This is a genomic window from Kitasatospora sp. NPDC048545 (assembly GCF_040651155.1).
Taxonomy (GTDB): Bacteria; Actinomycetota; Actinomycetes; order Streptomycetales; family Streptomycetaceae; genus Kitasatospora.
The window spans coordinates 61,532-85,045 of record NZ_JBEZIQ010000039.1; the positions used below are offsets into that span (position 1 = coordinate 61,532).

Below are 23,514 nucleotides of genomic sequence, written 5' to 3' on the forward strand. Positions count from 1 at the left end.
ACCATTCCCGCCGACGGCCGCCCGTCACCGGTGCCACCGAGTCGAGGAGCAGTCGAGAATGACCGTACGCAGCACGCCCGTCGGCCGACGGTCCCTGCTGACCGCCACGGCGGCCGTCGCCGCCACCGCCCTGCTGGCCCCGGCCACCGAAGCGGCAGCGACCGCGGCAGCACCGCCGGCCGACCGACCGGAGGCTCCCGCTGCTACTGCCACGGACCGTCAGACACCGTCTGTCATACGCGAGTTGGACACGATCACCCACCCCCTGTGGTCCACCGACCCCGGCGGCCGGAACGCCGACCTGCGGGCCCTGGGCGCGATGATCGGCGACGCCACGGTGGTCGGGCTCGGCGAGGCCACCCACGGCACCCATGAGTTCTTCGCCCTGAAGCACCGGGTCCTGCGCTACCTCGTCGGAGAGAAGGGCTTCACCGCCTTCGCTCTGGAGACCAGCTGGTCGGCCGGCCTGCGGATCGACGACTACGTCCAGGGCCGCACCGGGGGTGACGCCCGGCGGATCGCCGATCAGGCATTCGCCCAATCCCCCTGGCAACGCGAGGAGTTCGCCGACCTCATCGCCTGGATGCGCGCCTACAACCGCGAACACCCGCAGCGCCCGGTCCACTTCGTCGGCGACGACATGAACGTCCCCGGGATCGGCGACCAGCTCTTCGACCGGGTGACCTCCTACGTACGCGCAGCCGCCCCCGCTTCGCTGCCGCGCCTGGAGCGGCTGTACGCCGAGCTGCGCCCGTTCGAGGACGCCGTCGCCTACCTGACCACCACACCGCTCGCCCAGCGCCGCCGCAATGCCGAACTGGCGCAACAGACCCTGGCCCTGGTCACCGGGGCCAGGGGTGAGGACGGCGAGGCGTACGCCTGGGCCCTGCAGCACGCCCGGTCCATCGCCCAGACCTTCGAGTTCACCGGCATCAACCTCGACGACCCGGCCGACGTCGCCGAGAAGCAGAACCTCCGCGACCGGGCGATGACCGACAACACCCTCTGGTGGCAGCGCCGCACCGGCGGCAAGGTGCTGCTCTCGGCACACAACGGCCACGTCGGGTACCGGACCACCCACCCCGAGCTGTACCCCAAGACCCAGGGCTCCTACCTGCGCGACGCCCTCGGCACGGACTACCGCGCCATCGGCCTCACCTTCGGCCAGGGGTCCTTCCTCACCAAGGACGCCCCGCTCGCCCCCGACTGGAAGAAGGTCACCGTTCCGCCGGCCGCCCCCGGCATGAACGAGCACACCCTGGACCGGGTCCGGCACCGCGACTACTACCTCGACCTGCGCTCCGCCCCGCCGACCGCCCGCGCCTGGCTGGACGCCGCCCGCCCGACGTACGACGCCGGGACGGTGTTCGAGCAGGACCCGCTGCCCGCCCTGGCGATCGGCGGGGCCTACGACGTCCTCGTCCACCTCCACCGGACCACCGAGGCCCACCTGCTCTGAGCTGCGCGAATTGTCAGTGGTCGCTGCTAGCGTGCCTCTCCGTCAGCACGTGGACGCGGAACAGGTGTCCGCGCCATCGACGGAGAGGCAGCAGCAAGTGGTGGAAGCAGTGACGTGCCACACCGTGGTCGACCAGCGGATCCGGGACGCGCTGGGGGACGTGCGCAGCCGGGCCCTCGGCCACTGGTACGACATCGAGGACGACCTGACCATAGGGTCCGTCCGCGCGATGGGCGAGGACCTGCTCGACCACCTCGGCGCCCTCACCCCGGAGGATCCGACGCTCGCCGGCGCCGACGCCCGCGCCGCCCTGCGGACGGCCGCCGAGTGCGTCCTCGGCGTGCTCCAGCTCGGCTGCTTCCCCCGGGGTGACTTCGAGGTCCCCTTCCCGTACATCGGCAGGACGCTGGAGAGCGACTCCATCCGCTTCGGCGCCACCATCGACTTCGCGCCGACGGCGGCGACGTGGGTGGAGGCCTTCGCGATGGGCATGATCAGCGGTCTGCTCCGGCAGCGCGACCGGTTGTTCGGCCCGCTGCTCGCCGAGGACTACGCCCCCGCTGTCCGCGACGGCCTGCCCCACTCGGACCTGTCCTCCCTCTCCGACCCGGCCGGCCTCGCCGAGATGGCGGCGCTGAGCTCCTACCTCTTCACCGTGCTGACCGAGTGGTCGCGCTGGATCGGCCCCAGCCCGGTCCCGATGCGCAAGCCGGGGGCAGTCGAGCGCGCGGCCGCCGCGCGGGCCCTGGACGCCGCCGGCGAGGCGGCGGGGCTGAGCCCGGACCAGCAGCTGCTCCGGGTACTGCTGGAGGACGACCAGGCAGCCTTCGAAAAGGCGCTCGCCGCCCGCCTCGCCCTGCACCGCGACAGCACACCCGCGACGGCCCGGCCGCGCACCCTGCTCCCGGTCGTGCCGATCGCCCTCGCCGCACTCGCCGTCCAGGCGCACGGCTGGGAGCTCGGCATAACCTCCGGCTACCTCCCGGCGACGCTGATCTACGCGGGCTGATCAGCGCGGGCTGAGCGACGCGGGCCGAGCAACGCGGGCCGAGCAACGCGGGCCGAGCAACGCGGGCCGAGCGCCACCGGCTGAGCGCCCCGGGCCGAACCACGCGACCGGCCCCGGCCGCACCGCTCAGCCCGCGAACCGGCCGTCCCGGGCGACCACCCGGCCCGCCCGGACCACCAGTTCGCGCTGCGGCAGGTCGACCACCACCTGCGGCAGGCACTCCCCCGTCACCAGCATGAAGTCGGCCGGGGAGCCCGGCCGCAGGGTGACCGGTGGCAGGTCCAGCAGTTCGGCACCGCCGTCGGCCGCCAGGGCGAAGCAGTCGGCGAGCTGCTCGTCGGTGCGGGCATCGGTGGTCCAGCCGAGCAGGTGAACACGGTGCAGCATGTCGGCGTTGCCGTACGGGCTCCACGAGTCGCGCACGCCGTCCGAGCCCAGCCCGACCTTCACCCCGTGCGCCCGCAGCTCGCGGAACGGCAGCACCTGGTGGGCCGAGGGCGCGGCGGTGGTGAGCCCGACGCCGGACTCGGCCAGCTCGGCGGCGAGTTCGGCGAGCGGGGCGCCGGCCAGCTCGGGGACGCAGAAGGCGTGGCTGACCACCACCCGCCCGGCCAGTCCGGCCGCCCTGGTCCGGGCGGCGATGTCGCGCAGCGGGCCGAGGCCGCGCTCGCCCCGGTCGTGCAGGTGGACGTCGAGCCGCAGTCCGTACCGCTCGGCCAGCCCGAACACCAGGTCCAGCTGCGCCGGCCCCTCCGCGTCCGCGGTTCCGTCCCCGCTCCTGTTCGTGCTCCCGTCCGCGACGGTGTCGAAGCCCGCCGGGTCGATCCCGCCGATCGCGTCGATCAGCCCGCCGGCCGCCGCCTCCGCGAACAGTGCGCCCGCGCCGGGCATCCGCCGCACCCCGTGCTGCGGGAAGGCCACCAGCTGGACGTCCAGCACCCCGGCCAGCCGCTCGCGCACCTCCGCGAGCCCGGCCACCCCGGCCAGCCCGTACGCGGGCGCCACGTCCACGTGGGCCCGCACCGCCCGGGTGCCGCGGGTGACGGCGTGGGCCAGCAGCCGGTGGGCCCGCTCGGCGAGCGGGGTGCGCTGCCGCCGGTGGAGGTCGACGTCGCCCTGCACGTACTCGGGCAGCGAACCGGCCGGCCGGCGGCTGTACCAGGGCTCGCCCCAGGCGGTCTTGTCCGGGTGGATGTGCGCGTCCACCAGGGTCGGCAGCGCGATCCGGCCCCCTCCCTCGACCACCTCCGGCACCACCCCGTCCGGCACCCCCTCGGCCAGCAGGCCGTCCACGGCGACCAGGTCGACGGGCTGCGCCGAGCCGAAGGGGCGGACCTCGCGGAAGACGGTCACGGACGGTGTTGTCACGGACGGTGTGGTCACGGACGGCGTGGTCATGGGGTGCTCGCTCTCGCTCCTCGGGCGGGACGAATGTGCCCAGCAGGCAATACATCCCACCTTTCACTCAACAGTCTGTTTATCATCTCCGAGTCCCCGTCCCCCATCCGGAGCACTCGCGCATGCCCACGCCACCATCCGCCGCCACGCCCAGGCCGCACCCGCTGCACGTCCTGCGGGCCACCGTCTTCGCCATCGGCGCCCTGCTCCTGCTGGCCGCGGTCGGCGTCGTGCTCCACCAGCCGCTGCTGATCCCCCCGTTGGCGGCCAGCGCGGCCCTGGTGCACGGGGCGCCCGGCCTGCCGATCTCCCAGCCTCGCAACCTGGTCGGCGGCCAGCTGATGTCGGCGCTGATCGGCTTCGCCACCCTCGCCGTCACCGGCAGCACCGCCTGGGGCGCGGCCGTCGCCGCCGGGCTCTCGCTGGGCGCGATGATGCTCACCCACCTCTCGCACTCCCCGGCGGCGGCCACCGCCGTCATCGTGGTCCTGCAGGCGCCGCATCCCGTGCCGTTCCTTCCCCTGCTCGTGCTGGCCACCACTCTCCTGGTCCTCATCGGCCTGCTCCCCGGCCGGATCGGCGGCCACCCGGTCCGCTACCCGCTGTCCTGGTGACCGCTGGCGAACCGCGCTCGCAGCCGCTCCCCGACCGTCCCCGGTGATCGCCGGCAGCGTCCCGATGATGCCGGTCCTGCTCCCCGGCGGCCGCTGAGCGCGGAGCGCCGGGCCCTCAGGACCCCAGGTACGTGAGCACCGCCAGCACCCGGCGGTGGTCGTCCGGCGCCTGGGGCAGGTCGAGCTTGGTGAAGATGCTCGCGATCCGCTTGGACACGGTGGCCTCCGTGACCACCAGCCGCCGGGCGATGGCGGCGTTGGACCGGCCCTCGGCGATCAGTCCCAGGACCTCCAGCTCCTTGGGACTCAGCCGCTGGAGCGGGTCGTGACGGCGGGTCAGCAGCTGGCGGACCACCTCCGGGTCGACCACCGTACCGCCCGCGACGACACTGGCGAGGGCGGAGACGAACTCCTGCACCTCGCCGATCCGGTCCTTGAGCAGGTACCCCGTGCCCGCGCCCTGTTCGCTGGAGGCGATCAGCTCCGAGGTGTACCCCTGCGAGACGTACTGGCTGAGCACCAGGACCGGCAGGCGCGGGTCGTCGGCGCGCAGCCGGCGGGCCGCGCGCAGGCCGTCGTCGGTGTTGTCCGGGGGCATCCGGACGTCGACGATCACGGCGTCCGGCCGGTGCTCCCGGACGGCCTCGATCAGCGACGGCGCGTCGCCGACGGCGGCGGCCACGGTGTGCCCGAACCGTTCCAGCAGGGAGACCAGTCCCTCCCGCAGGAGCACCGAGTCCTCGGCGATGACTAGGCGAAGTGCTTGCACGGGATCTCCACTCGCAGAACGGTCGGCCCGCCGGCCGGGGAACGCAGGGACAGGGTGCCGTCGATCACGGCGAGGCGGTCGGTGATGCCCAGCAGGCCGGTCCCGGCGGCGGTGTCGGCACCTCCGGCCCCGTCGTCCCGGATCTCCAGCACCAGTCCGCCCGCCGCCGCCCGGCCGCGCACCGAGGCCCGCCCGGCGCCGCTGTGCTTGACCACGTTGGCCAGGGCCTCGCAGACCACGAAGTAGGCGGCGGCCTCGACCGGCGCGGGCGGCCGCCCGGGGAGCTCGATGTCGACGTCCACCGGCACCGCCGAGCGGCCCGCGACGTCCCGCACCGCAGGTTCCAGGCCCCGGTCGGTGAGGACCTGCGGGTGGATGTTGTGGATCAGCTCGCGCAGTTCCCGCAGTGCCAGCTTCACCTCCTGCTGGGCCTCCCGGACCTGCCGCCCGCCGGCCGACTCCTCGGGCAGGTCGAGGCCGGCCAGACCGAGTTTGACGGACAGTGAGACCAGCCGCTGCTGGGCTCCGTCGTGCAGGTCGCGCTCGATCCGCCGCCGCTCCACCTCGTAGGCGTCCACCAGCCGGGCGCGGGAGGCCACCACCCTGGTCAACTCGTCCTCGGCCGGCTCCAGGACGGCCTGCGCGGTCACCGCCCGTACCCCCGCCCAGGCCGCCACCGGATAGGCGGCGACGGGGACCAGGACCAGCCCGGCGAGCGGCCCGAGCCAGGAGACCGCGGGGTTCGCGGTGGGCTGCAGCGGCGCGGTCAGCAGGAACAGCGGGGCACCGAGGCCGACGGCGGTCAGCCCGAGGTCGATCCACCAGAGCAGCAGCAGCGACACCAGGCCGTAGCCGAGGTCGCGCAGCGTCCCGGGCGCCCGGACCAGTTCGCGCAGCCGTGCCCACGCCCCGGCCGGGGCCGGCTCCGGCGCGGCGGCGGCCCGTACGGGCGTCACCAGCCGCAGCCGCCACCGCTCGTACCCGGCGGCGGCCCACCCCGCCACGGCCACCGGCGGCAGCAGCACCGCCACCGCCCCGGGCCCCAGCCCGCCCCACAGCAGCACCAGCAGCGCCGCCAGCCCCAAGGCACCGGCGCCCACCGCGGCCCCCGCGAGCAGGAAGCCCAACGACCGCCAGGGCCACGAGGATCCGAGGAACGCCAACGGCCGCTGCGCCAGGGCCTCCAGCGTATTGCGAACGATCACCCTGCGACCCTAGCCGCTGGCACCGACGGCCGAAGGGGTGCTGGCACTACCGCCGGCGTCGAGCCTGCCCCCAGGGCGATGTCCCGTGGATCCCGTCGGACCGGGCGAAGATCCACCTGACCCGCCTACGGCGTCCCGCCGCCGGTCACCGCCCGGGGCCCGGCGCCGCGTCCGGTGACCAGTACGCTCTCCCCGGCCGCGAGCGCCACGGCGACGCGCCGTGCGCCGCGGTCCTGCCAGGGCCGCGGTCGGCCCTCGCCGTCCAGGACGTCGACCGGGCCCTCGATGCCGTGCGCGAGCACCAGCGGCTCGCCGGCCTCGCTGCGCACCCGGACCCAGTCGGTGCGGCCGCCGGAGCGGGCGGCGTCCACCAGGAACGCGCCATGGGCCCGCAACCCGGAGAACGCGGCCTCGGACCACCCGGACGGCACCGCGGGGAACACCTCCAGCGTGCCGGAGCGGCCGTCCAGCAGCAGGTCCAGCAGGGCCTGCCCGGCCGCGAGCGGCACCGCGACCCCGGCGTCGGGATCTTCGCCCACGCCGGGCCGGTAGAGCGCGTTCGGCCCCACCGCACCGGCGTCCGTTCCGGAACCGGGGCCACCGCGGCTGGCGCCGTCGAGGAAGTGCGTCAGGTGCTCCAGGGCCCGCTCCGGCTCCCGCAGCGCCGCCGCCAGCGCAGCCGCCGCGACGGAGGAGGAGCCGTACCAGTCCTCCCGCATCGAGGTCCAGTGCGCGTAGCTGTGCCGGGCGGTCGCCTCGTCCACTCCCCGTGCGGACAGCTCCTCGCGCAGCGGGTGCAGCCAGGCCAGGTGGGAGGCGTACGGGTGGGAGCGGGTGAGCCCGACGCCGGCGCCGACCATCACACCCGAGGCGTCCCGGTGGTAGGGCGTCAGCCGGGCGGCGACGTCCCGCCAGCGGTCGGCCTCGGGGTCGGAGAGGCCGAGCCGGGCGGTCGCGTCCAGCAGCGCGCGCAACGACCAGCGCAGCAGGGCGAGGTCGTGGCTGGAGTCGGGGGCGTCGGCGTAGCGCGGCGAGTGGGTCGCGGGCAGGTGCAGCCGCCGTTCGTGGTCCTCGACCAGGAAGCCGCTCCAGAACCGGACGGCGGCGCGCAGCGCGGGGTGCAGGACCTCGGACAGGATCCGGCGGTCCATGCCGAGGCGGTGCACCGAGTCGACGGCCGGCAGGCCCCAGGCCGCCACGGGGTTCGCGGTGCGGCCGCCGCGGGAGCCGGTGCCGGGGAGGGCTCCGTACACGTGGTGGTGGGCCAGTGCCGACGGCAGGCCCTGGGCGCCGCGGGCGACCGGGTCGAGGTCGAGGTGGTCGGTGGTGCCGAGCAGCGGGTGGCCGATGCCGGTCACCGCGCGGTCGGGGTCCAGCAGCGCGGCCGCGGCGTAGACCTGGGCCCAGTAGAAGCGCTGGGCGCGGGGGTCGGGGACGGCGATCAGGCCGCGGCCGAAGTGGGCGTTCCACCACTGCCGGTGCTCCGCGTCGAGTGCGGCCCGGTCCGCGGTGAGCGCGCGGCGCACCGCCGCCTCGTCGCCGGCCGCGGCGAGGGTGCGCACCGACCCGGCGGTGTGCTCCTGCCAGACGATGTCGCCGCCGCCGTGCGGGCCCGGTTCCAGGGTCCAGTCGACGCCGGGCCGGTCCGCGCCGTCGGTCAGCCGCACCAGCAGGACGCCGCGCCGGCGGTGGACCAGGGCCGAGAACCGCAGGTCACCGCCGGTGGTGGTGACCGTCCCGGTGAGTTCGGCGTTCCACAGGTCGAGCTCCCAGTGGGCGCCGGTGGGTGTGCCCGGCAGCGTGAGCAGCAGCCGCGCGGAGGGCTGCGACCGGCTGCCGGCGGCGGTGACGAGCGCGAACGCGAGGGTGTCGCGGGGGCCCCGGTGGACGTGGGCGATCAGCTTGCCGTCGCCGAGGGCGGGTGCGTCGTGGTGGTCCTCCGGCAGCCGCTGCCAGCTCATCCGGGCGTCCAGTACCGCGTCGCGGTGGAGCTCCGGTGCCGGGCCGGCGGAGTCGGCCCGGGCGGGGCCGGAGCCGGCGCCGAGCACCGCTCCGCCCAGTCCGGCGGCCACGGAGGCCTGCAGGACGGTTCTGCGGGTGGGACCGCTCACGAGGCTGCCCCGCGGCGGTGCGGGCGGTCGGCGGCGAGCTTCTCCAGCAGCTCGGCGGCGGCGGCGGGGCCGCCCCGCCGGTCCATCCGCTCGGAGAGCCGGTCGAGGGTGGCCCGCACCTCCTGGTCGGCCACCACCCGCTCGACCGCGGCCAGGAAGCTGCCGCCCTCGCTCTCCGCGGGGACCACGATCCCGGCACCGGCCGCCTCCAGCCGCCGGGCGATCTCCTTCTGGTCGGAGGCGCGCGGCACCAGCACCATCGGCAGGCCCAGGGCGAGGCCCTCCAGCGCGGAGTTCATCCCGGCGTGCGAGAGGAAGGCCTGGCAGCGCTCCAGCACCGCGGACTGCGGGACGTACCGGCGGGCGATCACGTTGTCGGGCAGGGTGCCGAGTTCGGCCGGGTCGGTGTGCGAGGTGGCCATGATGACCAGCCAGTCGGTGCCGGCGAAGGCGTCGGCGACCTTGCGGAAGAACTCGGCGCCGCGGGTGAACATCGTCCCGGTCGAGACGTAGAGCGCCTTCTCGCGTTCGATGCGGTCCCACGGCAGGTCGTCCCCGTCGTGGGCGGCGGTGTCCGCCACCTCCTGGCGCAGCGGTCCGACGAACTGGTAGCGCGCGTCGAAGGACTCCCGGGCGGGCTGGAGTTCGGGCACGGTGTTGACCAGGGCGAGCGCGGCGCCGCGGGTGACGCTGCGGCGCAGCCCGGGCTGGACGCGGGCGATGCCGAGGGCCCGCACCACGGCGGCCGCCCGGGGGCCGAGCTGCTGCCTGACCTCGTCGAGCAGCACCTCCTCGCTCACGGCGTAGGTCACGAAGAAGGAGACGAACGGCACCCCGGCCGCCTCCGCGGCCCGGATCCCCCAGATCGCCATGATGTCGGCGACCACGACGACCGGGTCCAGTTCGCCCCAGCGGGCGACGAGTTCGCCGGTGAGTCGGCGCTGCTCGCGGAAGACGTCGTACATCCGGCGCAGCCGCCGGACCTTGTGGCCCACGGTGGCCTTCTCGGGTACCCCGCCGCGCGGCCGGATGGCGATCTCGGTGACCGTGCAGCCCACCTCGCGGAACACCCCGGCGAACTCCGGGCTGATGACCACGTCCACCCGGTGCCCGCGCTCGGCCAATTCCTCCGCGAGCGCGACCATGGGCACCACATGCCCATGCAGCGGAAAGGGCGCCAACAGGTATCGCGTCATGCTCCGGCCTTCCCACTCGGGAATTCACGAGAATTCTCACCGACTTCGCCGACCCTAACAGCGAGCGGAATCCCGGGGCATCGTCATTAAGTCTGGGCCGAAAGACCCACGGCATACCACCCTTCCCGCATTCGCCTGCCGGGCAAGGCGGTTGACGTCGCCGGTGATCGGCGGCAGGGTGGCCTGGCACAGCCGTGAGACCCGGCCAGGACGAGGGGGAATCCAGCAATGACCGCTCCCGGCACCACGAGCCTAATCGATCTGTTCGGTGCCGAATGGGCGTCCGATCCCTATCCGTTTTACGCCCGGCTGCGGGCCGACAATCCGGTCCAGTGGGACGAGTGGATGCAGTCCTGGGCGGTGCTCGGGCATCCCGAGATCGTCGAACTCTCGAAGGATCAGCGACTTTCCGGTGCCCGCATCTCGGACTTCCATGAAAGCCTTCCGGCGCAGTCCCGGGGAAATGTCGACCTGCTCGCCCGGACGCTCTCCGACATGATGCTGTTCAACGAGCCGCCCCGGCACACCCGGCTGCGCCGGCTGATCAAGCCGGGGCTGACGCCGCGGTTCGTCCGGGAGATGCGGCCGCTGATCGAGGGCCTGGCGAACGACCTGCTGGACGAGGTCGTGCCCGCCGGGCGGATGGACGTCATCCACGACTTCTCCGAGCCGCTCAGCCGGGGAATCATCGCCCGGCTGGCCGGGGTGCCGGACGACGCCGCGCACCTGCTGGAGGGCTGGCAGGGGCTGCTGCACGAGTTCTTCACCCAGTCCGACGCGCAGAACCCGCGGATCGAGCGGCTGCGGGAGGCGTTCGACCGGGGCACGGCGGGGCGCCGCGACGGCACGGGTGAGGACCTGTTCAGCCGGATGGTCTCGGACCAGCTGCGGGACGCCGACTACACCGAGGGCGAGGTCTTCGCCAACTTCCTGCTGCTGATCGACGCCGGCCAGGCGACCACCACCCACCTGATCGGCAACGCGGTGCTGGCGCTGATGCGCGACGAGGGGCAGACCGAGCTTCTGCGCGAGCGGCCGGAGCTGACCACCAACGCGGCGCACGAACTGATGCGCTACGACAGCTCGGTGCAGTTCACCACCCGGATCGCGCTGAGCGACCTGGAGATCGGCGGCCGCACGATCCGCGCGGGGCAGTCGGTGACGCTGGTGCTCGGCGCCGGGAACCGCGATCCGCGGCGCTACGCCGACCCGGACGTCCTGGACGTCACCCGCCGGGCCGCCGACCACCTCTCGTTCGGCCACGGAATCCACTACTGCCTGGGCGCGGCCCTCGCGCTCTCCGAGATCGACGTCGCGATCCGCACCCTGCTGCGCCGGGTGTCCGGCTGGCGGCTGGAACAGGCCGAGCCGGAATGGCTCGACAGCATCAACTTCCGTTTTCTGAAGAGTCTGCCGATCACGTTCGAGCAGCGCGGCTGAAGGGGCCTGCATGTCCTACCTCGGGTTCCCCCGGCTCAATTTCGCCGGGACGTTCCAGGCCGACGTCGCGACGGCCAACAACCTCCCGCCGTACTTCGACAACGACGTCTTCGAGCCCCGGTTCCAGTGGCGGATGAACCTGCCCGACCCCAACGGCCTGTGGAATCCGCGCGGTTCGGGCGCCATGCGGCTGACCGACATCGCGGTGACCAGCGTCTGCCAGGCCGACGGGCGGGTGCTCACCGATCCGGCCGCCGACCCCGTGATCAACGGGAGGCTGGCCGACGACGACCGGCGGGCGCACGGCAAGTTCGCCGACCTCGACCCGCAGAACCAGATGGTGGCCGAGATCCACGGCCTGCGGATGCGGCTGCTCGACGCCCAGGGCGCGGAACTGCTGCGCGCCGACCTGGAGACCACGGCGATGGAGGACGTCTGGATCCGGGCCACGCTGCCCTCCGGGCGCGGCGACCCCTCCGCCACCTACCAGTCCGTCCTCGGCAACCTGCAGTGGGCCGACCGGCTCGGCTCGCCGTTCCTGCGCACCCTGCGCCAGACCACCCAGGGCGGACTGCTGTCGATCAAGTTCACCCTGGACGCCGTCGAGGACGGGGTGGAGAGCTGGCCGGCGAACCTCACCTACGGCCGGATGGTCGGCGCCGTCGGACCGTACGTCACTGGCGAGCCGCACCACCTGGTCGCCGGGCGCAGGCTGCGCACCACCTCCGCCGACAGCGCCTACCAGCACGCCCCCTGCCGGGTCGACGAGGCGAGCGGCACGGTCTTCGTGGACCTCGGCAACAGCATCCGGGCCGGCTCGCGCGGCGGTCCGCTGGTGCCGGTGGGCCCGCTGCGGCTGGCCGCGCTGCGCGCCGACGGCTCCCCGGAGGACCTCGCGCCGTTGGAGGGCCTGGAGACCGGATTCTACGAGCGCGCCGCCGGCATCGTCACCGCGAAGCTGACCCCGGCCCAGCGCACGGCGGTGCGGGAGCGCCGGCTGGCGGTGGTGGACCCCTCCGGCGGGCAGCCCGCGGTGGTGCTCGCGGAGAACGCGGACGGTACCTTCCTGCGCGCCGACGGCGGCGTCTTCCGGCTCTACCCCGAGGCGCCGCACGACACCGCGCGCACCGTCCTGTACGCCACCCGCTACGGCCGGCCCGCCGCCGGGGTGACCATCGCCCTGGACGGCGCGCCACCCGTGCTGGAGGTGCCGAGGACCGTGACCACCGGCGCCGACGGCCGCGCCGTGGTGACCCTCACCGGACGCGACCCGGGCAATCCGCGCGGGGCCGTCGACGGCATCGCGCCCCAGGTCGGCTACGCCTTCGCGGACCGGCCCAAGGAGCCGGAGGGCCAGCTGAGCGTCCGGCTGTTCAGCCACTCGCCCGTCCCCGCCCGGCCCACCTGGGTCCGCGACGTGCATCCCGTCCTCCAGCAGTACGCCAACCTCTACCCGGCGATGAAGGACGTCTTCGACCTGGCCGACCCGAACCAGGTGATCGCCGGCGCCGAGTACGTCAAGCGCTCGCTGCTGGCCCCCCTCGACTCCCCCAACCACATGCCCGTCACACGGGACCTGTCACCAGGAAAGCGGGACACCATCGTGAAATGGCTGGACACAGAGCCGTCGCCGCCGATCCTCGAGATCGTCTCGGCCGACGACCTGCGGGCGGCGCTGCAGCAGGCGCTGAACGTCGAACTCGCCACCATCCCGCCCTACCTGGCCGCCCTGCTGTCCGTCAAGGCCGGGACCAACGTCGAGATCGCCGAGATCATCCGCAGTGTGGTGCGGGAGGAGATGCAGCACCTGGCCCAGGTGGCCAACCTGCTGAACGCGGTCGGCGGGCAGCCGCGGATCGGCCGCCCCGGCCTGGTGCCCACCTACCCCGGCCGGCTGCCCGGGCCGGTGCTGCCGGATCTGACGGTGCGGCTGCGCCGGCTGTCGGTGGAGCACGTGCGGGACGTCTTCATGGCGATCGAGCAGCCCGAGCACCCGCTGGTCGACGGCAAGCCGTTCACCGGCTCGGTGATCGCCCACGACGCGGTGAAGACGGACGGGCGCGGCAAGGTGCAGTCCGCGGACGGCCCGGCGATGGACCGGTTGGAGAGCTGGTTCGGCAAGGCCGAGTACCGGCCGCAGACGATCGGGTGGTTCTACAACCAGATCGCGCGCGGGATCATCCGGCTCAGCCAGGGCGGCAAGCTCTTCGCCGGCGACCCGGCCCGCCAGGTGAGCTGGCCGGGGGCGCCGTCCGTGCTCTACCAGGTCACCGACAAGCGCTCGGCCCTGCTGGCGGTCCACCAGATCATCGAGCAGGGCGAGGGCAGCCCGCACGACCTCAACGGCAACGGCATCGCCGACATCGGCGAGCTCGGCCACTACTACCGGTTCAAGGAGATCGTCGAGGGCCGCCGGCTGGCCCGCGGCGCCGACGGCACCTGGTCGTACACCGGCCCCCCGGTGCCCTTCGACCCGCAGGGCGTCCTGCCGATGGCCGACGACCCGGACACCTACAAGCTGCCGGCCGGATCCGCCGCCCGGCGCGACTCCCTCCAGTGCGACACCTCCTACACCAACGCCCTCACCTCGCTCAACCGGGTGTTCAACGGGCACCCCGGGGAGATGGACGACGCCGTCGGCCTGATGTACCAGATGCAGGTCCAGGCCAAGAAGCTCCTGGACACCGCCAGTCCGGGCGGCGGCGGGACCGTGCTCGGCCCCGCGTTCCAGTCCCCCGGGGTCCCGTTCTGACCGGGCGGAGCCGCCAGATGACCACCAGAAGGGGAACCGCGATGAACGACGACGGAATGCTGCGACTCCACTGCAACGAGAACCCGTACGGCCCACCGGCCCAAGCCCTCGCGGCGGCCGCCGAGGAGCTGCGGGCCCGGACGGCCCACTATCCGGACCCCGGCTCCCCCGGGCTGCGGGAACGGCTGGCCGAGTTCCACGAGGTCGAGCCGGACATGGTCGTGGTCGGCAACGGCCTCGACGAACTGCTGCTGCTCACCGCCCTCACCTTCCTGGGCCCCGGAGACGGCGCGCTGGTCACCGACTCGACCTTCCCCGGCTACGCCACGGCCACCGCGGCCGCCCGGGGCGAGGTCCGGACGGTGCCGCTGGCGCCGGGCCTGCGGCTGCCGGTCGAGGCGCTCACCGCCGCACTGGCCGAGCCGGGCCTGCGACTCGCCTTCGTCTGCAACCCGCACAACCCGACCGGGCAGGCCCTCGGCCCGCAGGAGGTGGCGGGGATCCTCGACCGGGCGGAGGCCGCCGGGGTGGTCCCGGTCTTCGACGAGGCGTACATGGAGTTCGCCGCGCCCTCGTTCGAGTCCGCGCTGGCCGCCGTCCGCGAGGGCCGTCGGCTGCTGGTGCTGCGGACCTTCTCCAAGGCCTGGGGCCTGGCCGGACTGCGGACCGGGTACGCGGTCGGCCCCCGCGACCTGGTCGGCCGGATCGCCCGGACCAAGGCGGCGGTGCCGTTCAGCGTCAACCGCGTGGCTCAGCGTGCCGCGGCGGCCGCCCTGGCGCACCCCGAGCACCTCGCGCAGGCCCGCCGGAACAACGCCGAGGCGCGCGAGCGGCTCTACCGCGGCCTCACCGAGCTGGGCGTCGGCTACCTGCCGTCGCAGGCCAACTTCGTGCTGATCGAAGTGCCCGGGAACTCCGCGCGGACCGCCGAGCGGCTCGCCGAGGAGCACCGGATCGCGGTGCGCGACCTCGGGATCTTCGGGCTGGACCGGCACCTGCGGGTCACCGTCGGCACGCCCGCGGACGTCGACCGGTTCTGCCGCGCGCTGGCCGCCGTGCTGCCCGCACCGGCGGCCGGCCGGGCCGGCAGCGGGCTGGGCGCCCCGCGCGACGCCCAGGGCTACCCCACCCTGGCGCCGCAGGAGCCGGCCGCGCTGTTCAACGGCTACGTCGGCGCCAACCTGGTGCTCGCCTTCACCGACCTCGGCCTGTGGGAGGCGCTGGAGGGCGGCGCGGTGGCGGTGGACGCCCTGCTGCGGCGCTCGGGCGCGGAGGAGGTCAAGCTGTCGGCGCTGCTGCGCACCGCCGCGCTGCTCGGCTACCTCAAACTGGCCGACGACACCGCCGAGCTCACCCCGGCCGGGCGTGAACTCGCCCGGCACTCCGGCTACTTCACCTGGGGCGTGGGCGGCTACGGCGAGCTGATGGGGCAGCTGGCCGGGGTGGCGTCCGGCCGCGTGGCCTTCGGCCGCGACGTGAGCCGCGACGGCCGGCAGATCGCGGCGGGCTCCGGCTCGGTGGGGCGGCTGATGATGCTGCCGGTCGAGGAGAAGGTCACCGCGGCGCTGGACTACTCGTCGGTGGCCGACCTCGGCTGCGGTGACGCGTCGCGGCTGATCCGGCTGTGCGCCGAGCCCGGCCGGCGCGGGGTCGGCATCGAGATCGACGCGGCCGCGTGCGCCTCGGCCGGGCTGCGGATCGCCGAGGCCGGACTGGCGGACCGGTTGGAGGTGGTGCGGGCGAACGTGCTCGACCACGTGGACCAGCGGACCTTCCCGGGCATCGACCTGGTCACCAGCTTCCTGATGATGCACGACCTGTTCGAGTCCACCGGGGACCCGGCCGGCGTGATGCGCCTGCTGCGCGAGGTGTTCCCGGACGCCAAGCAGTTCCTGATCGCCGACACGGTGAGCCAGGACTGGCCCGCCCTCCGCGGTGAACTCCCGGTGTTCTCTCTGGAGTTCGAGCTGGTGCACGCGTTCATGGACACCCCGATCCTGACCGCCGACACCTATGAGAAGGCCTTCGCCGAGGCGGGTCTCCAGGTCGAGCGCCGGGAGCCGTTCGGCTCGCCGTCGACCTGGCTGTGGCTGCTGCGGGCGAGCTGACCGGGACGACCCCCGACGGCTCCGGCCGGACGCCCGCAGCACGCCGGAGGGCCGGTGCGGATCCCCCGAACCAGGGGATCCGCTCCGGCCCTCCGGGCGTTCGCGGTGCGGCTCAGCCGACCGCCAGCACCGCCTTCATCACCGTGCCGCCGGTCACCGCGGCCAGCGCCTGCTCGACGGAGTCCAGCGGGTAGGAGGTGACCAGCGCCTCCAGGTCGAAGCGGGCCGACAGCGCCGGCAGCAGCCGCAGGTAGTCCACCAGGTGCGCCCCGGTGAAGGCCCAGGAGCCGATCACGTCGAGCTGCCGGTGGACGATCTGGTGCGGGTTGAGCAGGGTGTCACCGGCGTCGGTGTACTGGCCGACGATCAGGTACGCACCGCCGCGCCGGGCCAGTCGCAGCCCCTGGGCGACGGCCGCCGGGACTCCGGCGCACTCGATCACCAGGTCCGCACCGCGCCCGCCGGTGAGCTCCATGACCTGCTTGAGCACCTCGTCCCGGTCGCCGCCGACGATGTCCAGGTGGTCGTCGCCGATGCCCGCCGCGGCGGCCAGCCGCAGCCGGCCCTCCGGTCCGCCGACCATGACCACCCGGGCGGCGCCGGAGAGTTGGGCGAGCGCCGCGGCGGCCAGGCCGACCGGGCCGCTGCCCTGGACCACCACCGTCTCACCGACCCGCACCGGCCGCCGGTCGTACAGCGCGTGCACCATCGTCGGACCGGCGCAGGCCAGCGACATGGCGGCCGGCTCGCTCACGCCATCGGGGACCTTGACCACGGTCGTGCCCGGCTGCAGGTGGATGTACTCGCCCCAGGAGCCGGAGAGTCCGGGCCGCTGGGTGGTGGGGCGGTTGACCCCGTACGTGCGGCGGTTCTCGCAGAGCGTCGGCTCCCGGTACTGCCGGCAGGGCACGCACAGGCCGCAGGCGATCGAGGACGCCCACATGACGGTGTCGCCCTCGCTCAACGGGCGGCCCTCGGCGTCGGCCGCCGCGCCCGGGCCGAGCGCGTGCACCCGGCCCAGGCCCTCGTGGCCGAGCACCAGCGGCACCGGGATGTCCAGGTGTCCCTGGCGGAGGTGCACGTCGGTGCCGCAGACACCGCCGTAACGGCCGGCCACCACGATCTCGCCGTCGCCGGGCTCGGCGACCGGGAACTCCCGCAGCGCCAGCGGCTCGCCGAAGGCCTCCAGGACCACGGCCCGGCCGGTCAGCGCGCCGGCGCCGGGCCGCCCGCTGGAACGCTGCCCGCTCATCGGGCACCCCCGGGCGTGAGCTCCCCGCCGAGTTCCAGCGGGGCGGTGTCCCGGCCGACGACGTGCGCCGGCCGCGGTTCGCCCACCGGCATCGGCGGGTTGGCGCAGTCGTTGTAGGTGGCGATCAGCAGCCGCCGACGGAACGGTGACATGTTGGGGGCCGAGCCGTGCACGATCTCGGGGTCGAAGAAGACCACCGAGCCGGCCGCGCCCTTGGGGCTCACCATGCCGTACTGGTCGACCAGTTCGCGCATCTGCCCGGGCTGCAGCGCGATGTCGTCCGGGTCGAGGTGCTGTTCGGAGCGGTGGTCGTGGCTGCGGGCGTCCCGCAGCAGGCCGGAGCGGTGCGAGCCGGGCAGGAAGATCAGCGGCCCGTTGAACTCGGTGACCTCGTCCAGGTAGAGCCCGACGTTGACCATCCGGGGCGCGGCCAGGTTGTCCGCGATCCGCCAGGCCACGAAGTCCTGGTGCCAGGCCCACTTGTCGCCGCCGAAGGCCGGCTTGGCGTTGATCTTGAACTGGTAGACGTAGAGCTTGTCGGAGACCAGCTGACGGGCCGGTCCCAGCAGGCGCGGACTGCGCACCAGCGCGGCGAACTCGGGGCTGCGCTCGTGCGAGGCGTACACCGCGCGCACGCCCTCGCCGTCGTCCTCCAGTACGCGGTGCGGTCCCGGGACGAGGCTGTCCAGCTCGTAGGCCTCGGACAGCGCCGCCACCTCGGAGGGATCGAACAGCGAATCGAGGACCAGGAAGCCGTCCTCCTGGTATCGGTCCATCTGGTCAGGGGTGAGTTTCACAGTGTGTTTCCTCCGCTCGCTGCTTCACGACCAGTACAGGAGCCGGCCGCTGGCGGTCACGCCCAGGAAGAAGGACAGGCTGACCCGCCGCCCCTCGCCCGCACAGGGCCGGACCAGGTGGTAGTTCCGGGGGTCGAACAGCACCGCGTCCCCGGCGGCGGGGCGCACCGCGGCGGTCGGCTCGCGCTCGACCATCCGCTCCGCCCAGCCGTAGCCGTCCCGGTGGTCCTCGTCGGCCGGGCTCCAGCGGCGCTTGTAGACCTGGGTGTCGCCGCCCCGTTCGGGCATCGACAGGTACCAGTTGAAGGCCAGCTGGGCGACCGGCTCCTCGTCCAGGGCGCCGGGCAGTTCCCGGACGATCTCGTCCCAGTGCATCTTCATCCCCGTGGTGACCTCCCGGATCATCCCGGCGAACAGCGGCCGCCCGGCGCAGGAGGCCGGCGCCACCGGGCCGGGCCACACCGACCGGAACCGGTCCACCGCGTACTCCAGCGGGTCGGCGCCATCCAGCAGCGTCGAACGGATCGCCCGCGCCTGCTCGGCGTTGCCCCAGTACTCGGCGTTCAGCTCGCGGGCACCGTAGAAGTCGTAGGCCGCCGGGCCGAGTTTGGCCACCGGCGGGAAGACCACCGCCTCGTCGTAGGCGCCCAGCGGGTGGTCGTCCAGCCCCTTCATCACCGCCGCGCACAGCTCGGCGGGCGCGAAGCCCTCCACCAGGACGGCGCCGAGCACACCGGAGGCCAGGCGCAGCAGGTGCCCGCCGTCCAGGTCGGTGGTGCGCTCGGCGTCGAAGAGGGTGTAGATCGGGGAGCCGTTGCTGCTCACGTCCTCCAGTTGCCGAACATTCAGATCGCCCACGCAATCCCCCTGATTCCGCACTCCGTGTGCTATTTGTCGGGTCTTCCCGGTGTCGGACCCTAACAGTGCGGGAAGCGGCCGTCACCATGGTTAAGCGGGGGCCGAATGAGGCACTGCGCGCATTGACGCGCACCGCGCCGTGTGCCAGGCTGCGCGAGATGTCGGGGAATTCACGGACACCCAGAAGGGCGGATTCCGCAGTGAACGACATAACCGTCTGCATCGCCACCATTCCGCCGCGCGGCGAGCAGCTGGCCGCCGCGCTCGCCTCGGTCGCCGCGCAGAGCCGCCAGCCGCAGGCCATCGTGGTCGAGTACGACCACGGGCGCACCGGCGCGGCGGCCACCAAGAACCGCGCCCTGGCGCGCGTCAGCACGACCTGGACGGCCTTCCTGGACGACGACGACGCCTTCCTGCCGCACCACCTGGAACGCCTGCTGTGGTGCGCCGAGACCACCGGCGCCGATGTCGTCTACCCGATCCCGCACGTGCCGCGGTACGAGAGCGGGCGCGACCCGATGGGGCGCTACGAGGCCCCGTTCGACGAGGCCGAGCTGCGTCGGCGCTCCTACATCCAGACCACGACCCTGGTGCGCACCGAGCTGTTCCACAAGGCCGGCGGGTTCCAGTTGCCGAAGCAGTTCCCGGGCTGCCCGTTCGACGACTGGGGGGCCTGGCTGGCGCTGCTGGACGTGGGCGCGAAGTTCGTGCACCTGCCGGAGACAACGTTCGTCTGGAACCACTGGGGGAAGGGCGAGCCGGGCATTCCCGGAAACACCTCGGGAATGTCCTCGCGATGGTGATCGAAGATCTGTCGAACCGGATGTGAAATCAAGGAGTGCCGCCCCGGCCGGGGCGGCACTCCTTTTTTATCGGATCACCCGGCGAAGAATTCGAGAATGCTCTCGTTCACTTCCTCCGGGCGTTCCAGGTAGCCGAAGTGGCCGGCCCGTCCGATCAGCTCGAAGCTCGCACCGGGGATCGCACCGGCGAGTTCCCGGCCGCGCGCCGGCGAGGTGATCAGGTCGTCCGCGAAGGCGATCACGTGGCAGGGCACCCGGATGCCCGCGCAGGCGGCGAGCCGGTCCCGGCCCGGCTCCAGGGCCTGCTGGGCGCGGATGCCGGGGCCCTCCCTCTCGGTCATCTCGAACAGGTCGATCCAGTCCGTGACGGCCTGTTCGTCGTCGAGGGTGTGCGGGGACAGCGTCTGCATCGCCCGGACCACCGCCCGGTAGCGGGCCGGCAGGCGCACCCCGCCCTCGGAGAGGGAGTGCTCGGCGTGCGCCAGCGCGGTGCGCAGCGCGTCACTGCGGGCGGCGGCGGCCATCAGCACCATCCGGTGGAGCAGTTCGGGCCTGGACAGGGCGAGTTCGCGGCCCACGTGCGCCCCCATCGAGGTCCCGACCAGCCGGACCGGGCCGAGGCCGAGGTGGCGGATCAGCCCGGCGACGTCGGCCGCGAGGTCCTGGACGGTGAAGCCCTCCGGGCACTCGTCGGTGGGCGGGATGCCCCGGTTGTCGAGGGTGATCACCCGGTAGCCGGCCGCCTTGAGGGCCGGGACCTGGTGCATGTGCCAGATCCGACCGCTGCCGGCCGTGCCCATCACCAGCACCACCGGCTCGCCCGAGCCGACGTCCTCGTAGTGCAGACGGATGCCGTTCACCGCGGCGAAGGGCATGGCTTCCCTCCTCGTCGCTCGGGCGCGCGGTGCGCGCGGTCCGTGGTCACCGGCGGCCGTTCAGCACGGTGACCGCCAGGTCGGGCGAGGCGAGGATCTGCGCCTCGGTGAAGCGCTCGCTCACCCAGCGCCCGGCGGAGAACAGCGCCGTCTGGTCGGCGTGGTGCGGGGAGGTGGGGTCGCTCGACTGCGAGTACGTCAGCAGCGTGGTGACGCGCGGCAGGCCGGCGCCGGCCGGGAACTCCACCACCTGGACGAAGCTGGAGCCGTACCGGACCTCGGTGTTGCCCGCCGCGGAGTCCCAGACCGGCTCGACGACGTTCAGCACGCCCAGCAGGTCCGGCGCGCCGTGCACCGGGATCCGCCGGTCGGCGCGGGTGACGTACTGGTGCTCGCCGAGCGGGGCGTCGAGCGGGATCCCGGCGGCGCGCAGCTCGGCGGCCGCGTCCCCGAAGGCCTGGCGGACCTCGGGCCGGGCGACGGCCAGGGTGTTGGGGGTGGCGATCGGGTCGGCCGGGTCGAAGGGCTTCTGCCAGGGCCCGCCGGGGATCCGGGCGAGCCGCAGGGCGAAACGTTCGAACAGCAGTGAGCCCCGGCTGTCCTCGGTGTAGCGGCCGTCCCAGCCGCGCAGCGCCGTGCAGCCGGCGGTGACGTCGACCGGGCCGGCGGCGGAGGGCGCGGTGCCGTCGGTGAAGCCCGCGCACATCCGTCCCGTGTCAGCCAGGGCGAGTTCGGCGACCCTGCTGTGGTCGGAGAAGAGGGTCTGCTGCATGGTGCGCAGCGAGAAGCCCCGGCCGGGCAGTCCGTCGGTGCCGGCCAGCCGGCGCTCGGCCGCGGTGACGGCTTCCTGGGTGCGGGTGGAGCGTTTGGTGCCGGTGTCCCCGACCACCCGCGGGTAGCCGGTCAGCGGGGCGGCCGGGTTGGTCAGCCACGGGCTGTTGTTGGCGTTGGCGACGTAGTCGGTGCGGGCGAGGACGGGCAGCCGGGCGGGGCCGAGGATGCCGGGCTGGACGGCGTCCGGGTCGCTGCCCCACGCGCAGTCGCCGCGGCCGCCGTCGAGCACGGATATCCCGCTGGAGGGGAACACCGCACGGCCGAGCCCTGTGCTGCACCGGGCGGCGAGTTCGTCGGTGACGTTCGGGACGACCTGGAGGTCGGCGTAGAGCGCCTGACCGGCCCGGTCGGTGGCCACGGTGTTCAGCCACGGCAGGCCCTGGGTGCGGGCGAGGGCCGTGCGGACACCCTCGGCGGAACGCGAACGGCCGAGCGCGAGCCAGGTGTTGAGCGTCCGCAGGTTGCCGGCGTTCGGGTCCTGCAGGGTGTAGGCGGTGGTGCCCCACGGCAGTGGGACGCCCGGGCCGGCGTTGATCACCGGTCCGTAGCGGGTGGACCACAGGGTGCGGTGCACCGTGGCGAGGGTGCCGTCCGGCTGCCGGGCCTCGACCGCGACCTCGGTGGCGGTCATCCGCTGCGGGACGCCGTCCACCAGGTAGGAGGTGGGGTCACCGGGGACGAGCGGCACCTCGTGCAGGCCGAAGCGGGCCGCGGTGGACACGGTGTGGCTCCAGGCGACGTCCGTGTTGTGGCCGATGGCGACGACCGGCAGGCCGAGCAGCGAGGCCCCGGAGACGTCCAGGCGCCCGGGGACGGTCAGTTGGCTCTGCCAGAACCGGTTGGTGCCCTGCCACGGGTAGTGCGGGTTGCCGAGCAGCACGCTGCCGCCGCCGGTGGTGCCGCGGGAGCCGGCGGCGATGGCGTTGCTGCCGAGCGTACGGGCCGCCGCCGCGTCCTCGGCGGCGCGCACCATCCGCTCGGCGGACGGCGCGGGGGCGGGGGCCGGGGCGCCGGCCGGGGGCTGGGCGGTGACGATGCCGTCGATGTCGCTGCCGCCGCCCTGCAGGGTGGCGAGCGCGTACACGTGCCGGTAGACGTCGAGTTCGGTGATCGGGCGCAGCCAGGCGGCGCCGCGGCAGGCGGGGTCGCGGACGCCGTCGGGGCCGGTCTCGGCCAGGTAGCGGTTGTACCCGGCGGCGTAGCCGCGCACCAGGTCGGCGACCTCCGGGTCGGGCCCGACCGGCGCCGGGCTGTGGGCGAGCCGCTCGACCGTGCCGGAGACCGCGATGCTCCGGTAGTAGAGGTCGCTGTTGAGGTTGGTGGACGCCGAGCCGAGGTCGGAGTTTCCGGGGGCGTCGGGCCCCAGGTAGCGCGAGCGCTCGCCGGCGACGGTCAGATAGGTGTCGGCGAGGACGCACAGGTTGTCCTTGGCCGCGGCGTAGCCGTAGCCGAGGCCGAGGCCGCGGAAGTCGGCGGCCATGATGTGCGGGATGCCGTACTCGGTGTAGCGGATGACGGCGCCGCCGAGCCGGGTCTCCTGCGCGGGCCGGGCGGTCGCCGGCGCGGGGCCCGCCACCGCGGCGGCGAGGGTGAGCAGGCCGACGAGGGCCGCGCGGGCCGGCCGCGTCAGGGGGAGTCTTCTGAGGAGTGCCATGGGCGGGGAGGCCTCTCTGCCGGGTGTTCGTGGGGTGGCGTCCGGCGGGCCCGGGGCGGTGGTGTCCGCCCCGGGGTACCGGGCGTCCGGGTTCAGGCCGCGTCGGCCGCGCCCGCCATCGCCGCGATGAGGCTCTTGGGGCGCATGTCGGTCCAGTTCCGCTCGATGTGGTCGAGCGCGCTCTGCCGGTCGGTCTCGGCCAGCGCGGTCTCCCAGCCCTGCGGGATCTCGGCGAAGGCCGGCCAGAGCGAGTACTGGCCCTCGTGGTTGACCAGCACGAGGTAGCGGCCGTCGGCGTCCTCGAAGGGGTTGGTGCTCATGGTGGTGTCTCCTTGTCCGGTGTTCCGACGGTCCGGTGTTCTGACGGTCGGTGTTCTGAC

18 protein-coding genes are annotated in these 23,514 nt (G+C 73.9%); 7 read left to right on the plus strand and 11 right to left on the minus strand.

The annotated features are described in order from the left end of the window. Positions 1-58: 58 nt before the first annotated feature. Positions 59-1,459 carry an erythromycin esterase family protein gene (locus tag AB0D10_RS30880; protein WP_360262245.1) on the plus strand — a complete coding sequence of 467 codons (1,401 nt, stop codon included), beginning with the start codon at positions 59-61 and terminating at the stop codon, positions 1,457-1,459. Positions 1,460-1,568: 109 nt separating this feature from the next. Further along, entirely contained in the window at positions 1,569-2,468 is a 900-nt protein-coding gene (locus AB0D10_RS30885) for an immunity 49 family protein (protein WP_360262246.1), read from the plus strand. A gap of 126 nt (positions 2,469-2,594) precedes the next feature. Here the strand turns inward: AB0D10_RS30885 and AB0D10_RS30890 are convergent, their stop codons facing one another. Beyond that, positions 2,595-3,821 (minus strand): amidohydrolase, encoded by a 1,227-nt coding sequence (locus tag AB0D10_RS30890; RefSeq protein WP_360262247.1) that lies wholly within the window; start codon positions 3,819-3,821, stop codon positions 2,595-2,597. A gap of 167 nt (positions 3,822-3,988) precedes the next feature. Between AB0D10_RS30890 and AB0D10_RS30895 the strand changes: the two genes are divergently transcribed. Beyond that, a complete protein-coding gene (locus tag AB0D10_RS30895) occupies positions 3,989-4,480 on the plus strand; it encodes an HPP family protein (protein WP_360262248.1) in 492 nt (163 codons plus the stop codon). Between the two features lie 115 nt (positions 4,481-4,595). Here the strand turns inward: AB0D10_RS30895 and AB0D10_RS30900 are convergent, their stop codons facing one another. From AB0D10_RS30900 to AB0D10_RS30915, 4 genes are all read right to left on the minus strand, one after another. After that, positions 4,596-5,249, minus strand: coding sequence for a response regulator transcription factor (locus AB0D10_RS30900; RefSeq protein WP_360262249.1), 654 nt, complete (start codon positions 5,247-5,249; stop codon positions 4,596-4,598). After that, positions 5,231-6,454 (minus strand): histidine kinase, encoded by a 1,224-nt coding sequence (locus AB0D10_RS30905; RefSeq protein WP_360262250.1) that lies wholly within the window; start codon positions 6,452-6,454, stop codon positions 5,231-5,233. The genes AB0D10_RS30900 and AB0D10_RS30905 overlap by 19 nt, the downstream gene beginning before the upstream one ends. 125 nt (positions 6,455-6,579) lie before the next feature. Next, positions 6,580-8,565 (minus strand): glycoside hydrolase family 95-like protein, encoded by a 1,986-nt coding sequence (locus AB0D10_RS30910; protein WP_360262251.1) that lies wholly within the window; start codon positions 8,563-8,565, stop codon positions 6,580-6,582. Beyond that, complete coding sequence (locus tag AB0D10_RS30915) at positions 8,562-9,761, minus strand: nucleotide disphospho-sugar-binding domain-containing protein (RefSeq protein WP_360262252.1); 1,200 nt, start codon at positions 9,759-9,761, stop codon at positions 8,562-8,564. Before AB0D10_RS30915 ends, AB0D10_RS30910 begins: the two co-directional genes overlap by 4 nt. Positions 9,762-9,989: 228 nt before the next feature. Between AB0D10_RS30915 and AB0D10_RS30920 the strand changes: the two genes are divergently transcribed. From AB0D10_RS30920 to AB0D10_RS30930, 3 genes are read left to right on the plus strand one after another with little or no spacing between them, the layout of a single operon-like run. After that, a complete protein-coding gene (locus AB0D10_RS30920) occupies positions 9,990-11,201 on the plus strand; it encodes a cytochrome P450 (protein ID WP_360262253.1) in 1,212 nt (403 codons plus the stop codon). A 10-nt stretch (positions 11,202-11,211) separates the two neighbouring features. Beyond that, complete coding sequence (locus AB0D10_RS30925; RefSeq protein ID WP_360262254.1) at positions 11,212-13,953, plus strand: ferritin-like domain-containing protein; 2,742 nt, start codon at positions 11,212-11,214, stop codon at positions 13,951-13,953. Positions 13,954-13,994: 41 nt separating this feature from the next. Then, the gene (locus tag AB0D10_RS30930) at positions 13,995-16,061 is read left to right on the plus strand and encodes an aminotransferase class I/II-fold pyridoxal phosphate-dependent enzyme (RefSeq protein WP_360262255.1); all 2,067 of its coding nucleotides are present in this window, start codon (positions 13,995-13,997) and stop codon (positions 16,059-16,061) included. Positions 16,062-16,173: 112 nt separating this feature from the next. On the opposite strand, the gene AB0D10_RS30935 is transcribed toward AB0D10_RS30930, so the two are convergent. From AB0D10_RS30935 to AB0D10_RS30945, 3 genes are read right to left on the minus strand one after another with little or no spacing between them, the layout of a single operon-like run. After that, positions 16,174-17,313: a zinc-binding dehydrogenase gene (locus tag AB0D10_RS30935; protein WP_360262256.1), complete on the minus strand. Its 1,140-nt coding sequence runs from the start codon at positions 17,311-17,313 to the stop codon at positions 16,174-16,176. Then, positions 17,310-18,110 carry a phytanoyl-CoA dioxygenase family protein gene (locus AB0D10_RS30940; RefSeq protein ID WP_360262257.1) on the minus strand — a complete coding sequence of 267 codons (801 nt, stop codon included), beginning with the start codon at positions 18,108-18,110 and terminating at the stop codon, positions 17,310-17,312. Before AB0D10_RS30940 ends, AB0D10_RS30935 begins: the two co-directional genes overlap by 4 nt. Before the next feature lie 24 nt (positions 18,111-18,134). Beyond that, positions 18,135-18,968, minus strand: coding sequence for a 2OG-Fe(II) oxygenase (locus AB0D10_RS30945; RefSeq protein ID WP_360262258.1), 834 nt, complete (start codon positions 18,966-18,968; stop codon positions 18,135-18,137). A 200-nt stretch (positions 18,969-19,168) separates the two neighbouring features. On the opposite strand from AB0D10_RS30945, the gene AB0D10_RS30950 reads away from it, so the two are divergent. Then, positions 19,169-19,771, plus strand: coding sequence for a glycosyltransferase (locus AB0D10_RS30950; protein ID WP_360262259.1), 603 nt, complete (start codon positions 19,169-19,171; stop codon positions 19,769-19,771). Positions 19,772-19,845: 74 nt separating this feature from the next. Here AB0D10_RS30950 and AB0D10_RS30955 read toward each other — a convergent pair whose 3' ends face one another. The 3 genes from AB0D10_RS30955 to AB0D10_RS30965 form a co-directional block, all read right to left on the minus strand. After that, the gene (locus AB0D10_RS30955) at positions 19,846-20,646 is read right to left on the minus strand and encodes an alpha/beta hydrolase (RefSeq protein ID WP_360262260.1); all 801 of its coding nucleotides are present in this window, start codon (positions 20,644-20,646) and stop codon (positions 19,846-19,848) included. 46 nt (positions 20,647-20,692) lie between these two features. Continuing rightward, a complete protein-coding gene (locus tag AB0D10_RS30960) occupies positions 20,693-23,134 on the minus strand; it encodes a penicillin acylase family protein (protein WP_360262261.1) in 2,442 nt (813 codons plus the stop codon). A 92-nt stretch (positions 23,135-23,226) separates the two neighbouring features. Beyond that, positions 23,227-23,454 carry an MbtH family protein gene (locus AB0D10_RS30965; protein WP_360262262.1) on the minus strand — a complete coding sequence of 76 codons (228 nt, stop codon included), beginning with the start codon at positions 23,452-23,454 and terminating at the stop codon, positions 23,227-23,229. Between the last annotated feature and the right edge of the window lie 60 nt (positions 23,455-23,514).

Excerpts from the sequence above, each read along its gene's own strand:
- AB0D10_RS30880 (WP_360262245.1), top strand. The coding sequence starts at position 59 with ATGACCGTACGCAGCACGCCCGTCGGCCGACGGTCCCTGCTGACCGCC.
- AB0D10_RS30955 (WP_360262260.1), bottom strand. The coding sequence starts at position 20,646 with ATGCCCTTCGCCGCGGTGAACGGCATCCGTCTGCACTACGAGGACGTC.
- AB0D10_RS30925 (WP_360262254.1), top strand. The coding sequence starts at position 11,212 with ATGTCCTACCTCGGGTTCCCCCGGCTCAATTTCGCCGGGACGTTCCAG.
- AB0D10_RS30960 (WP_360262261.1), bottom strand. The coding sequence starts at position 23,134 with ATGGCACTCCTCAGAAGACTCCCCCTGACGCGGCCGGCCCGCGCGGCC.
- AB0D10_RS30965 (WP_360262262.1), bottom strand. The coding sequence starts at position 23,454 with ATGAGCACCAACCCCTTCGAGGACGCCGACGGCCGCTACCTCGTGCTG.
- AB0D10_RS30895 (WP_360262248.1), top strand. The coding sequence starts at position 3,989 with ATGCCCACGCCACCATCCGCCGCCACGCCCAGGCCGCACCCGCTGCAC.
- AB0D10_RS30930 (WP_360262255.1), top strand. The coding sequence starts at position 13,995 with ATGAACGACGACGGAATGCTGCGACTCCACTGCAACGAGAACCCGTAC.
- AB0D10_RS30920 (WP_360262253.1), top strand. The coding sequence starts at position 9,990 with ATGACCGCTCCCGGCACCACGAGCCTAATCGATCTGTTCGGTGCCGAA.
- AB0D10_RS30915 (WP_360262252.1), bottom strand. The coding sequence starts at position 9,761 with ATGACGCGATACCTGTTGGCGCCCTTTCCGCTGCATGGGCATGTGGTG.
- AB0D10_RS30935 (WP_360262256.1), bottom strand. The coding sequence starts at position 17,313 with ATGAGCGGGCAGCGTTCCAGCGGGCGGCCCGGCGCCGGCGCGCTGACC.